The sequence below is a fragment of the Streptomyces sp. DG1A-41 genome (genome assembly GCF_037055355.1).
Classification (GTDB): Bacteria; Actinomycetota; Actinomycetes; order Streptomycetales; family Streptomycetaceae; genus Streptomyces.
Window position 1 is genome coordinate 5,739,778 of the sequence record NZ_CP146350.1, and the last position, 12,317, is coordinate 5,752,094.

The 12,317-nt window shown below is 70.4% G+C and carries 13 protein-coding genes and 1 pseudogene; 4 read left to right on the forward strand and 10 right to left on the reverse strand.

What is annotated here, in order from left to right; translation table 11 throughout:
• Window positions 1-3: 3 nt before the first annotated feature.
• From V8690_RS26940 to V8690_RS26980, 9 genes and pseudogenes are all read right to left on the reverse strand, one after another.
• The gene (locus V8690_RS26940; RefSeq protein ID WP_338782661.1) at window positions 4-750 is read right to left on the reverse strand and encodes a TetR family transcriptional regulator; all 747 of its coding nucleotides are present in this window, start codon (window positions 748-750) and stop codon (window positions 4-6) included.
• A 17-nt stretch (window positions 751-767) separates the two neighbouring features.
• Window positions 768-1,307 (reverse strand): DCC1-like thiol-disulfide oxidoreductase family protein, encoded by a 540-nt coding sequence (locus V8690_RS26945; RefSeq protein WP_338782663.1) that lies wholly within the window; start codon window positions 1,305-1,307, stop codon window positions 768-770.
• A gap of 12 nt (window positions 1,308-1,319) precedes the next feature.
• Window positions 1,320-1,727 (reverse strand): hypothetical protein, encoded by a 408-nt coding sequence (locus V8690_RS26950; RefSeq protein WP_338782664.1) that lies wholly within the window; start codon window positions 1,725-1,727, stop codon window positions 1,320-1,322.
• Between the two features lie 885 nt (window positions 1,728-2,612).
• A pseudogene (locus tag V8690_RS26955) lies at window positions 2,613-3,010 on the reverse strand (hypothetical protein).
• Between the two features lie 155 nt (window positions 3,011-3,165).
• Window positions 3,166-3,945: a succinate dehydrogenase iron-sulfur subunit gene (locus V8690_RS26960; protein WP_010047069.1), complete on the reverse strand. Its 780-nt coding sequence runs from the start codon at window positions 3,943-3,945 to the stop codon at window positions 3,166-3,168.
• Window positions 3,945-5,699, reverse strand: a complete 1,755-nt coding sequence (sdhA, locus tag V8690_RS26965; RefSeq protein ID WP_338782668.1) for a succinate dehydrogenase flavoprotein subunit — start codon at window positions 5,697-5,699, stop codon at window positions 3,945-3,947. The genes V8690_RS26960 and sdhA overlap by 1 nt, the downstream gene beginning before the upstream one ends.
• Window positions 5,700-5,718: 19 nt before the next feature.
• Entirely contained in the window at window positions 5,719-6,201 is a 483-nt protein-coding gene (locus V8690_RS26970; RefSeq protein WP_338782669.1) for a succinate dehydrogenase hydrophobic membrane anchor subunit, read from the reverse strand.
• A gap of 5 nt (window positions 6,202-6,206) precedes the next feature.
• Window positions 6,207-6,587: a succinate dehydrogenase, cytochrome b556 subunit gene (sdhC, locus tag V8690_RS26975; RefSeq protein WP_338782670.1), complete on the reverse strand. Its 381-nt coding sequence runs from the start codon at window positions 6,585-6,587 to the stop codon at window positions 6,207-6,209.
• A 256-nt stretch (window positions 6,588-6,843) separates the two neighbouring features.
• Window positions 6,844-7,302, reverse strand: a complete 459-nt coding sequence (locus V8690_RS26980) for a 2-oxo-4-hydroxy-4-carboxy-5-ureidoimidazoline decarboxylase (RefSeq protein WP_338782671.1) — start codon at window positions 7,300-7,302, stop codon at window positions 6,844-6,846.
• A 300-nt stretch (window positions 7,303-7,602) separates the two neighbouring features.
• On the opposite strand from V8690_RS26980, the gene V8690_RS26985 reads away from it, so the two are divergent.
• From V8690_RS26985 to V8690_RS27000, 4 genes are all read left to right on the forward strand, one after another.
• Window positions 7,603-9,189: a glycoside hydrolase family 20 protein gene (locus V8690_RS26985; protein ID WP_338785467.1), complete on the forward strand. Its 1,587-nt coding sequence runs from the start codon at window positions 7,603-7,605 to the stop codon at window positions 9,187-9,189.
• Window positions 9,190-9,285: 96 nt separating this feature from the next.
• A complete protein-coding gene (locus V8690_RS26990) occupies window positions 9,286-9,792 on the forward strand; it encodes a hypothetical protein (RefSeq protein WP_338782672.1) in 507 nt (168 codons plus the stop codon).
• Window positions 9,793-9,900: 108 nt separating this feature from the next.
• Window positions 9,901-10,455 (forward strand): hypothetical protein, encoded by a 555-nt coding sequence (locus V8690_RS26995; protein ID WP_338782673.1) that lies wholly within the window; start codon window positions 9,901-9,903, stop codon window positions 10,453-10,455.
• 153 nt (window positions 10,456-10,608) lie between these two features.
• Complete coding sequence (locus tag V8690_RS27000) at window positions 10,609-11,004, forward strand: hypothetical protein (protein WP_338782674.1); 396 nt, start codon at window positions 10,609-10,611, stop codon at window positions 11,002-11,004.
• Window positions 11,005-11,006: 2 nt separating this feature from the next.
• Here V8690_RS27000 and V8690_RS27005 read toward each other — a convergent pair whose 3' ends face one another.
• Entirely contained in the window at window positions 11,007-12,179 is a 1,173-nt protein-coding gene (locus V8690_RS27005; RefSeq protein WP_338782675.1) for an N-acetylmuramoyl-L-alanine amidase, read from the reverse strand.
• Window positions 12,180-12,317: the final 138 nt, after the last annotated feature.

Genomic DNA, 12,317 nt, shown 5'->3' on the forward strand with positions numbered 1-12,317 from the left:
GCCTCAGGAGGGGGAGCGACGCGGCGCCGCCGGGTCCGGGATCGCCCGCGTCATCCCCGGCAGGAAATCCGTGAACAGCTCGTGCACTTCGCGCACGAGAGGCCGCAGCACCCGGAAGCGGGCCAGGGCGACGCCCCGCGCGGTGAGCCGGGCACCGCGCTCGGCCAGCCGGTAGCTGCGCTCCCGTCCCTCCGTCCGGTCGAAGATCCAGTACAGGACGAGCCCCATCTGGGACAGCCACATCAACTCGGGCAGGATGTCCCGCAGTTCGTCGGGCACCTTGCTCTTCGTCGCCCCGGCCAGCACCTCCCGGTGGACGCTGATGGCCTCCTCGCGCGCGTGCTCCGACTCCGGGGAGAAGGGGCTGAGCGGGCTGTCCGGGTCGGCGGCGTTCTTGAAGAACTGCACCGCGAACTCGTGGTACGGCGCTGCGATGTCCAGCCACGCCCGCAGCACACCCGCGATCCGGGCCTCCAGATCGGTCTCCCGGTCCAGGATCTCCCGGACCGCCACCTGGTGTTCGGCGGCGATCCGGTCGTAGAAGCCCTGGATCAGGTGCTCCTTGCCCTCGAAGTAGTAGTACGCGTTCCCGACGGAGACCCCGGCCTCCTTGGCGATGGCCCGCATCGTCGTCTTGTCGTAGCCGCGCTCCTGGAACAGCCGCATGGCCGTCTCCAGGATCAGGGCGCGGGTCTGCTCGGACTTGGTCGGGGTGGCGCCGTCGTCGGGGCCGTCGTTCTTCGCGGGCACGGAAAGAGAGCCTAACGTCAGCGCCCCGGCACCCGGCGCGGGGCGCAGGTGCCGTCGGCGCAGCCCGGCGCGCTGTGGGCCCAGCCGAGGTCCGGGTCGTACGCCCACCCGTCGGCCCGCCGGTACACCCGGCCGCCCCACTGCGCCCCGCCCCGCTGCCCCCGGCTCCACTGCGCCCCGCGCCACTTGGCGGCGGCCAGTACGGCGCCCTTGGCGAGCCGGGCGCCGGACGGGGTGCTGAGCCGGTGGGCGAGCGGCCGGTGCTCGCGCAGCGCCCACAGGGTGACGACCCAGGCGGCGGGGCCCCGGTAGACCTGCCCGGCGTCGCCGACGACGGTGATCTCGTCGAGGGTGGCACCGTGGTCGAGGCCGGGAAAGCGCCGCCGGGCCTCCTCGGAGCCGGCCGGGACCAGCTCCAGCGGCACCAGCTGAGGCTGCCGCCGGAGCCAGTCGCGCAGGAACGCGCACAGGGAGCACTCGGCGTCGTACAGGACGGTGAGCCGGCGGACCGGTGCGGGTGTGTTCGTGCCGGTCGCGTTCGTGCCGGTGGCGTTCATGCCGGCCTCCGCTCAGGCCTGCGCCGACGGGGCGACCCAGCCCTGCGGCGGCACCGGCGGCACCTGCTCCCGCTCCATGGCGCCCCGGCGCCGGATCCGGTTGAGCACATAGACGTTGGCCAGGTGCATCACGCCGAGCACCAGCAGCACCACGCCGAGCTTGGTCGACAGCGCCTCGAAGACGCCGCGCGTGTCGGTGATGGTCTCGTCGCCGCTCAGGTACAGCGCGACGAACCCGAGGTTGACGAGGTAGAAGCCGACCACCAGGAGGTGGTTGACGGCGTCGGCGAGCTTCTCGTTGCCGTGCAGCACATCGGCGAGGAAGACCCTCCCGTTCCGGCTGAGCGTGCGGGCCACCCAGATGGTCAACCCGACGCTGACCAGCAGGTAGATGACGTAGGCGACGACCGTGCGGTCCATTGCCCCACCCTTCTTGAACACGTTCAAAATGCTGTCGAGGAAGACTGTAGGCTCTTTTTTGAACGTGTTCAAGACGTGGTACCCGATGACTGTCCGCATGGTTCTTGCTGCTGCCGGACGCCCGTGCGGGCGTCCGGCATGCCGTCCGTCCGGACGTCGTACGAGGAGGGGTTCGGGTCGGCCTGGTACAGCTGCCGGCCCAGCTTGAGTTCGTCGAACGTCGGGAAGACGAACGGGTCCGACGTACCGCCGTGTTGGTCGGTGGAGACGGTCAGGTCGGGCCGGAGGTCTTCCAGGCGGTCCAGTCCCCGGTCGGTCCGAGGTCGGAGCCGACCCAGCAGAAGTTGTGCTCTCGGTGGGCACGTACTGGCCGCCGAGCGGACGGACCAGGGTCGGGGAGTCCGGGCCGGAGGCCTCCGCCAGGGTCCAGTGCGCCCAGTCGGGGGCGGCCGGGAGGGCGTCCACCCTCAGCCGCATCCGGGCCCAGAAGCTGTTGCCGGGGGAGACAGGGCGTGGGAACTCCAGGAAGGCGCGGCCGTTGCCCTCGGTATGGATGCGAGTTCACGGCCGTGGCCGGTGGAGGCGGGGGTGAGGTCAGCGTGCCGTCGGAGGTGTCCGAGGTCCAGCCGGGGCCTTCCGAGGTCCAGCCGCGGCCTTCGGTGACCGGGCCGAGGGGGAGGCGGTCGAAGCTCTCCCGCGCGAGGACCGGGGAGGGTGCCGCCGAGGCGGTGGGGGACGTCGTGAGCTGCGCGGAAGCCGTGGCCAGCAGTGCGGCGGCGGTCCTTCTGAGGTATGCCCTGCGGGCAGTCTGACCACGACAGTCACACCCGTGACGGACAGCGAGCCTCAAGTGGCCGGACAAGTTCCGTTTCGGTCCGGATCGGCTCAGCCGCCTTCCGGCTGGCCGGACTTGAGGACCTCGCCGACGTCGAAGGTGACGGGGGCGCCGACGGAGTCGGGGAGAGTGACCGATTGGCCCGGTGCGTAGACCTGGTGGCTGCCGTACGCGTCGTCGACCGGATCGCCGAGGACGTGGAGACGCTGGGAAGCCACAGGCCGACCCCTTGGAGTACCCGGGTCCCCGCGGCATGCAGTCCCGCCGCAAGGAATGGAACCGTCAGGGTGGGTCAGAACTCCGGCGTGGGGCCGTCCTGCGGCGGGGACACGAGGATCCGGCCTCCGATGATCTCGACGCGGTAGCCCGGATCGCGGTCCACGAGACGGTTCGCCTCCGCGATCAGCGGACGTTCGTCGTGAGGCCGCTCGACGGATGCTGCGGGCATCACGTGCCTCCCGTGGGCTGGTGTCGAGAGCATCATCGTAGGTCCGAAGCCGCCCGAGCGTCCCTCTCAGCCTCGCTCACTCAATGGTGTGGCATATGCCCGAGGGCCCCGTTTCCAGCGGAAACGGGGCCCTCACAGCCGTACGGCGGACAACCTCAGTAGCGGCGCGTGATCAGCGCTCGCTTCACCTCGGCGATCGCCTTCGTGACCTCGATGCCGCGCGGGCAGGCGTCCGTGCAGTTGAAGGTCGTGCGGCAGCGCCAGACGCCGTCGCGGTCGTTGAGGATCTCCAGGCGCTGCTCGCCCGCCTCGTCACGCGAGTCGAAGATGAAGCGGTGCGCGTTGACGATGGCCGCCGGGCCGAAGTACTGGCCGTCGTTCCAGAAGACCGGGCACGACGTGGTGCAGGCCGCGCAGAGGATGCACTTCGTCGTGTCGTCGAAGCGCTCGCGGTCCTCGGCGGACTGGAGACGCTCGCGCGTGGGCTCGTTCGTGTCCTTCGTGATGAGGAAGGGCATGACGTCCCGGTACGCCTGGAAGAACGGCTCCATGTCCACGACCAGGTCCTTCAGGACCGTCAGGCCCTTTATCGCCTCGACCGTGATGGGCTTCTCGGGGTTGATGTCCTTGATCAGCGTCTTGCAGGCAAGGCGGTTCTTGCCGTTGATCCGCATCGCGTCCGAGCCGCAGATGCCGTGGGCGCAGGAGCGGCGGAACGTGAGGGTGCCGTCGAGGTCCCACTTGATCTTGTGGAGGGCGTCGAGGACGCGCTCCTTCGGGTCGATCTCCAGCTGGAAGTCTTCCCAGCTCGCCTCCGCCGCGACCTCCGGGTTGAACCGGCGGATGCGGAAGGTGACCGTGATGTAGGGGGAGTCGGCGAAACCGGGCTCGGGCTTTCCGGCCGCGTCCGACTTGTCCAGAACGGGGGTAGCCATCAGTACTTACGCTCCATCGGCTGGTAGCGGGTCTGGACGACCGGCTTGTAGTCGAGACGGACGGTTTCGGAGCCGTCGGCGCCGACTTCGCGGTACGCCATGGTGTGGCGCATGAAGTTGACGTCGTCGCGGTTCGGGTAGTCCTCGCGGTAGTGACCGCCGCGGGACTCCTTGCGGGCGAGCGCGGAGACCGCCATGACCTCGGCGAGGTCGAGCAGGTTGCCCAGCTCGATGGCCTCCAGCAGGTCCGTGTTGAACCGCTTGCCCTTGTCCTGGATCGACACGTTCTTGTAGCGCTCGCGCAGCTCCGCGATCTTCTCGACCGCAGTCTTGATCGTCTGCTCGGTGCGGAACACCATGACGTTGGCGTCCATGGTCTCCTGGAGCTCCCGGCGCAGCGTCGTCACGCGCTCGGTGCCGGTGGAGTCGCGCAGCATCTCCACCTGCTTGATCACGAACTCGGCCGGGTTCTCCGGCAGTTCGACGAAGTCCGCCGTCTGGGAGTACTCGGCCGCGGCGATGCCGGCCCGCTTGCCGAAGACGTTGATGTCCAGGAGCGAGTTCGTGCCGAGGCGGTTCGCGCCGTGCACCGACACGCAGGCGACCTCGCCGGCCGCGTACAGGCCCGGGACGACCGTGGTGTTGTCCGCCAGGACCTCACCCTCGACGTTCGTCGGGATGCCGCCCATCGCGTAGTGGGCAGTGGGCTGGATCGGGATCGGGTCCGTGTACGGCTCGATGCCGAGGTACGTACGGGCGAACTCGGTGATGTCGGGCAGCTTGGCGTCCAGCTGCTCCGGAGGGAGGTGGGTGAGGTCGAGGTAGACGTGGTCGCCCTCGGGGCCGCAGCCGCGGCCTTCCCGGATCTCCGTGTAGATGGACCTCGACACCACGTCTCGCGAGGCCAGGTCCTTCATGACCGGCGCGTACTTCTCCATGAAGCGCTCGCCGTCCTTGTTGCGGAGGATGCCGCCCTCACCACGGGCGCCCTCCGTCAGCAGGATGCCCATGCGCCAGATGCCGGTCGGGTGGAACTGGAAGAACTCCATGTCCTCCAGCGGGATGCCCCGGCGGTAGACGGCCGCCTGGCCGTCACCGGTCAGCGTGTGCGCGTTGGACGTCACCTTGAAGAACTTGCCGCAGCCGCCGGAGGCGTAGATCACGGCCTTCGCCTGGAAGACGTGGATCTCGCCGGTGGCGAGCTCGTACGCCACGACACCGGCCGACTTCTTGACGCCGTCGACCTCGGTGATCAGCTGGTCCAGGACGTAGAACTCGTTGAAGAACTCCACGCCCTCCTTGACACAGTTCTGGTACAGCGTCTGGAGGATCATGTGGCCGGTGCGGTCGGCCGCGTAGCAGGAGCGGCGGACCGGGGCCTCGCCGTGGTTACGGCTGTGACCGCCGAAGCGGCGCTGGTCGATCGTGCCGTTCGGGGTGCGGTTGAACGGCAGGCCCATCTTCTCCAGGTCGAGGACGGAGTCGATGGCCTCCTTCGCCAGGATCTCGGCGGCGTCCTGGTCGACCAGGTAGTCACCGCCCTTGACCGTGTCGAAGGTGTGCCACTCCCAGTTGTCCTCCTCCACGTTGGCCAGCGCGGCGGCCATGCCGCCCTGCGCGGCGCCCGTGTGGGAGCGGGTCGGGTAGAGCTTGGTGAGCACGGCGGTGCGGCTGCGCTTCGTCGACTCGATGGCGGCGCGCATACCGGCGCCACCGGCGCCGACGATGACGGTGTCGTACTTGTGGATCTTCATGATTCTCGCAGCCCCGTGCCTAGCGGATGTTCGGGTCGAAGGTGAAGATCACCAGCGTGCCCAGCAGGATGGTGAACACCGTGGCGGTGTAGAGCAGGCCCTTGAGCCACAGCCGGGTGTTCGCGCGCTCCGCGTAGTCGTTGATGACCGTGCGCAGGCCGTTGGCGCCGTGCAGCATCGCGAGCCACAGCATCAGCAGGTCCCAGACCTGCCAGAAGGGGCTCGCCCAGCGGCCCGCCACGAAGGCGAAGCCGATCTTGGAGACACCGCCGTCCAGCACGAGCTGGATCAGCAGGTGGCCGAGGACCAGGACGACCAGCAACACGCCCGACAGGCGCATGAACAGCCAGGCGGCCAGCTCGAAGTTGCCCCGGGTGGTCTTCGGGGTCTTCTTGGTGCGCTTGCGCGGGGCCTCGATGAGGGGCGCCGGGTTGTCGACGGTGTAGACGGCGCCGCCCTCGACGGGGCCGACGCCGGCAGCGGTCTTCTCAGTCGTGGACATTGGCGTCAGCTCCCGAAGAGTTCACGAGCGGCGTGGCCGAGAACGGGGTAGATCGCCCCGAGCATCAGCACGACCCAGAGCGCGACGACGGCCCAGAGCATCTGCTTCTGGTACCGGGCGCCCTTGATCCAGAAGTCGACGGCGATGACGCGCAGGCCGTTGAGCGCGTGGAAGAGGATGGCGGCGACGAGGCCGTACTCCAGCAGCGCGACGATCGGCGTCTTGTACGTGGCCACGACGTTGTCGTAGGCCTCGGGCGACACACGGACGAGTGCGGTGTCCAGCACGTGAACGAACAGGAAGAAGAAGATGAGGACGCCGGTGACTCGGTGAGCCACCCAGGACCACATTCCTTCCCGGCCGCGGTACAGCGTTCCAGCCGGCACGGAAGTTTCCTCCGGGAGCGGGGATTGGGGCCGCGCCGGCTTGGTGTGTCGGTCGGGCCCGGCCGGGTACGGTCCACCGGCCCCCAGCATCGTAGCGAGGCGCTGCCGCTGGGCTGAGCCGGGGTCTGGCTGTGTGATCAAACTGGCATGCGTACGGGCTAGCCTTCGGCGGCTTCTGGGGTGGGGTGTCCTGTTATCGGCCGGGTGTGGCGCCGTCGTGGCTTGTCGCGCCCACGCGGCGGTAGCCGCATATCGACTACAGCCCCGCGCCCCTGAGGGCGTGGACCAGCCGTTCCCTTGCCAGGCGCCGTAGCTCGTCGGCCACCACCATCCGCTCCTCCTCCGGATCGTTGGTCAATCGTGACCGGATGGCTTCCAGGAGGCGGTCCAGGGTCTCCGCCGGCGCCACGTCGGCCAGGCAGATGACGAACACGTGTCCGAAGCGGGCCTCATAGGCGGCGTGCGCTGCGCTGAGGGCCGTGTGGGCCGCGGAGTAGGTGTCCGGCGGGAGGGTCGGCAGGGACTCGGCTGCCAGTGCCTCGGTCAGGTCGGGCCAGGTCAGGTCGTAGGCCGCTTCGTCCGCCGCGGCCAGCAGGGAGGCCAGGTCCGGATAGGGGCGGTGTTTCGCGACCCGCCGGGACCAGCGGGGGCTGCGCAGGCAGGAGAGGAGCGTCTGCTCCAGGGCCTGAGCGGAGGCTGCGTTGAAGTGCTCCACGGGTATGGCGAGTCGGCCGGGGAGGTCTGGGAGACGGTGCGCAGGCAGCGTGGGTCCTTGTGGGCGTCACGTGTGTCGGCAGGGCATGTTGTGAGAGATGTGACGTCACGCTATCGAGTACGACCATGACGTGTCCGATGGATGCCCGAATTTCACCCGGGAGAGAGAGTTTCGCGACGCGTGGTGGACGCGCGCCGGGTGGCATGGGGTCTTAGGTTGGCGGGTGTGAGTCAGCACAGGCGCCGGGGTTCGGCGAAGCAGGTGAAGCAGCGGCAGCAGCGGCAGGTGCTGGTCGCGGCCATGGCCGTCGCGCTGGTCGTGGTCGTGGCCGGGGTGAGTCTGGGGCTCTGGGCGGCCTCGGGTGGCGACGGCGGGCCGGAGGCCAGATCCTCCCAGGGCCGGACCGCGGCCGCCCCGCACGGCACCTCGCCGGAGGACGCCCCGAGTCCGAGCCGCTCGTACGCCCTGTCCAAGGCGCCGCGGACGATCCCCGCCGTGCGCGAGCACACCGCGGCGCGCGGCCCGGGCTGGCGTCCCGCGAGCGGGAACCGGGTCGTCGTGGACGACCCGGCGCTGGCCGACGAGGGCCGGCTGATCGCCGGTGAGCTGGGCCTGACGTACGAGGGCGAGAAGGACGACCGGCGCGCCGGGGACCTGCGGCTGACGCTGAACGAGGACAAGGGCGCGAACCCGGAGTCGTACGTCATGACCGTGCGCGGCGGGCGGGTGGAGATCAGCGGACCCGCCGACGCGGGCGTCTTCTACGGCACCCGCACCCTCAAGCAGGAGGTGCACGACGGCGGCACGGCGCCCGAGGGCGTGGTGCGGGACGAGCCGGCCAAGGCGCAGCGCGGGTTCATGCTGGACATCGCGCGCAAGAACTTCACGGCGGGCTGGATCGAGGACCGGGTCCGGGAGCTGGGCGATCTGAAGTTCAACCAGCTCGGTCTGCACTTCTCCGACGACCAGGGGTTCCGGATCGAGTCCGACTCGCACCCGGAGATCGTGTCCCGGCAGCATCTGACCAAGGCGCAGGTGCGGAAGATCATCGACCTCGCGGAGAGCCGGCACATCACCGTCGTGCCCGAGATCGACTCCCCGGGGCACCTCGGCGCGGTCATCGACGCCCACCCCGACCTCCAGCTGCGCACCGCGCAGGGGTCGGCGGTGCAGGGGGCCATCGACATCTCCAAGAGCGAGAGCGCCGACATCGTCGACGACCTGCTGAACGAGTACGCGGACCTGTTCCCGGGCGGGCCTTGGCACCTCGGCGGCGACGAGTACCAGGCACTGGTGCGCTCCGATCCGGAGGCGTCGTTCCCGCAGCTGGCCACCGCCGCGCGGGAGAGGTACGGCTCCGGCGCGACGGTCGCCGACCTCGCCACCGGCTGGCTCAACGACCGGGCCGACACCGTCCGCAAGCACCAGCGCACCCCGCGCGCGTGGAACGACGGTTTCTTCCGCGGCACCTCCGTCAAGGCGGACAGGGACATCCAGGTCGCCTACTGGACCGGCAAGGAGATCGGCGCCCGGCAGCCGGCGGAGTACCTGGCCGAGGGCCGGAAGGTGATCAACTACAACGACGAGTTCCTGTACTACGTGCTCGGCCAGCCGCAGACCTTCGTCTATCCGACGGGGCAGCGGATCTACGAGCAGTGGACGCCACGCGTGCTGCGCGGCACGACGGCCGTGCCGGAGCGCTACGACGGGCAGATCCTCGGCGGGTCCTTCGCCGTCTGGTGCGACCTCGCGAACGCGCAGACGCAGGACCAGGTGGCGGCCGGGATCCGGATGCCGCTGCGGGCCACCGTCCAGAAGCTGTGGGACCCCGACAGGCCCGAGCTGTCCTGGGCGGAGTTCCGGGCGCTTGCGGACAGGCTGGGCTGACCACGCACGAATTGGCCCGTACGGCTGCGAACCGCCGTACGGGTGTGGTGGTCTTCTGAGACGAGCCGAATCGAATATGCCGGGGGGAACCGGAGCATGGGGTACTGGGGGTACTTCGTCGTGGGCCGTGGGCAGCGGCCGCTGGCGGAGCTGGACGCACTGGTGGGCGCGACGGAGGCGATGGTGCGGCGCACCTCGGCGCCGGGCGGGTGGCAGGTCTGGGAGTACCCGAGCAGCGACGGCGACGTCGGGAACATGAACGCCCTCGCCCGGGAGACCGGGGCGCCCGCGCTGTTCGGGTACGTCATGAACAGCGAGTGCGTGGTGCTGGAGGCCGCGGCGCCGGAGAGCGGGACGTGGACGACCTGCCTCGCCCGGGCCGCCATGGCCGGGTACCTGGGGGCCGGCCGGGAGGGCCTCACGCTGGAGGACTACTTCCTCGAACCGCGCGACGCCGCCGGGCACGCCGTCCGCTGGGCCGCGGAGGCCGGGCGCGAAGTGAACGCCGACGCGCTGGTGGACGTACTCACTTCAGACCCCGATCCCCTGGCCGAAAATCTCTTCTTCCGCTTCCTCGACCGACTGGGCGTCGTGCCCCTGTGACGTTCCGGGGCTGTTGCACGCAGTAAGGGGAAGTGCGGGTTCCGTGAGGGGTGAGGGCTGGAAGCGGCCTGGTAGGGCCCTGAACAAGGCCCGCGGAGGGAGGCGTGGATGAGCCTGGTGGAGTTGATCGCACAGGCCGACGAACGCGGGCTGGCCGCGAGCGGGCTGGCTTGTTTGGATCGGTGTGTGCCCCTCCTGGGCGGCGACGACGAGATCCTGCGGCCGCTGTGGGCGAGCCTCACCGACACCGCCCGTACCGGCGACTGGGGTGAAGGGCTGGAGCTGGCGCGCGGCAAGCTGGACGCCGCCGGCACCGGGGACGAGGCGGTCGTGCTCGCCCACCGGATGCTCGAGGCCGCTCCCGTCGAGCGGTCCCCCGCCGGGGTACGGGTGTGGGCCGACGCCTGCTCCGTCGCCTCCCTCCAGATCCACCGCCTCCTCGACACCGCCGAGGACGACGCCTCGTCGGTCTCCGTGCGCCGCGAAGGTCGTACGGAGGGCATGTCGCCGCTCGTCGCCGCGGAACTGCGCCGCCAGATCACCGTCCTGGAGGTCCTGGCCGGACACGGCCCGGCCGGGCTGCGGCGGGCGCTGGAGGTGTCGACCGAGGGGCGGCGGGTGCTGCGCGCGGTCGTCTCGCGCCGGAGTCGGCAGCAGGGCTGAGGACCGGACCGCTGGGCCTCCGACCGGCCTAAACCCCCTTTCCTGGAAGAGTCCTGTGACCGTCGTGGGGCCGACGTGGGGCGGTCCTGCGCCGGTTGCGGGCAGCCGCCGATTCCGTGTGACGAAACGCCACGCCGCAGCGCTTTCCGGGATGTGACGACTCAGCAGGAAACCAGGCCCTCGGCCGCGGCCAAGCCGCTGCGGTGGGCGGCGGACACCGTGGCGACCATGCGCGAGGGAGCACGGCTGCGCCTCGACTACTCGGCACAGAGTCTGTGGAGCATCGACCGGATGATCGAGGGGATACGGCGGGAAGGAGCGCCGTACGCCGCCGTGCAGGAGGTGCTGCGCGGGTTCGGGGCCTACGCCGGTGAGGTGATGGCGCGTCAGACCGGGGCCGAGTGGTGGGCGACGGGCGGCGACCACTGGATCCGCACCCCCGACGGACGCCTCTGGGACCCGATCGACGAGGCCCGCCGCTGTTACGCCGGGCACGGCTCGCTGCGGCTGCTGTGCCGGGACGCGACGACGGCCGCACCCCGGAACTAGCGTCAGCGCGCGAGCACCACCGTGGCGTCGCCCTCGGTTCCGGGAGCGGCCGGCTCCAGGGCTTTGGGCTTGGCGGTCGTCCCGGCGAGGGTACGGATCTCGGGCAGGTCGGCGTAGAGGTTCTGGCCGGGGCACTCGGTCGGATAGCCGTCGCGGTGGCCGGAGATGCGGTGCAGCGTGGCCTTCTGGCCCGCCTTGTACTTGCCGTTGTCGGCACCGGCGGTGAGCACCACCGTCCCGGTCGGGTCGATGCCGTACAGGCCGAGCTTCCAGGCCGCGACCTTGGCGACCGACTTGCGCACGGCGGTGTTCGCGGTCGTCTTGGTGTAGTCGCCGAGCACCGAGACGCTGCTGGTGCCGGTGTTGAAGCCGTAGGTGTGCGCGCCGAGGACGGGTCTGTCGATGCCGCCCGCACGGCCCTCGAAGACCGTGCCGCACTTGTCGACGAGGAAGTGGTAGCCGATGTCGTTCCAGCCGTTGCTCCGCACGTGGTAGAGGAACACGCCGCGCACGATCGACGCCGAGTCGGCGCAGGTGTAGTCGTTGGTGCCCGCCGTGTGGTGGACGAACATCGCCTGGGTGCCGGTGGTGTAGGTGGGCGGGTCCTTCACCAGGGACTCGTCGGCGCCCCAGGCGGAGCGTGAGGTGACGGCGGGACGTTCGGCGGCGGGCCCACCGGCGGCCGGGGCGGCGGCGTCCGGTTCGACGACCGTGGTGTGCACGGCGTCCGACCCGCCGTCCGGGTCGACCAGCTCGACGCGCAGCCCCTCGGGCAGCCGCGTGCCCGACACCCGCACCTGGATGCCGTCCGAGGGCCCGGTCCACAGCGGCTGGGTGCCGCCCCGGACTCCGGCGCGGTGGCGGTCGGGGCCGGTCTCGGGCGTCCGGACGTCGGTGTCGAGGGCGTGCCACGCGCTCCATTCGCCGCTCTCGCGGGAGCGGGTGCGTACCTGCGCGGTACCGTCCAGGGCCGCGGCCGGGTCGTCCCAGGTGACGCCGATCATGCTGAACGGCTCGGTGGTGCGCGGGGCGAGGGACCGCTCGTGCGGGTCACCGTCCGGCACCCGGACGGTGTGCACGCCGTCGGAGGAGGAGGTCCGGGCGGGCTGGGTGAGGCCGAGCGTGCCGGCGGCCAGGGCGGTGGCGACGGCGGTGTGCAGCAGGAGGCGTGTCATGCGCGGCTCGATTCCGGTCCTCTGGGGGGCGATGGGATGCGGTGATCGTCATCGTCATTCCCCCCTGTGGAGCTGTCCGTTCGGTCTGCCGGAGAAATCCGGCAAACGGCGGAGGAGCGGCGCAGGACCGGCAGGGGC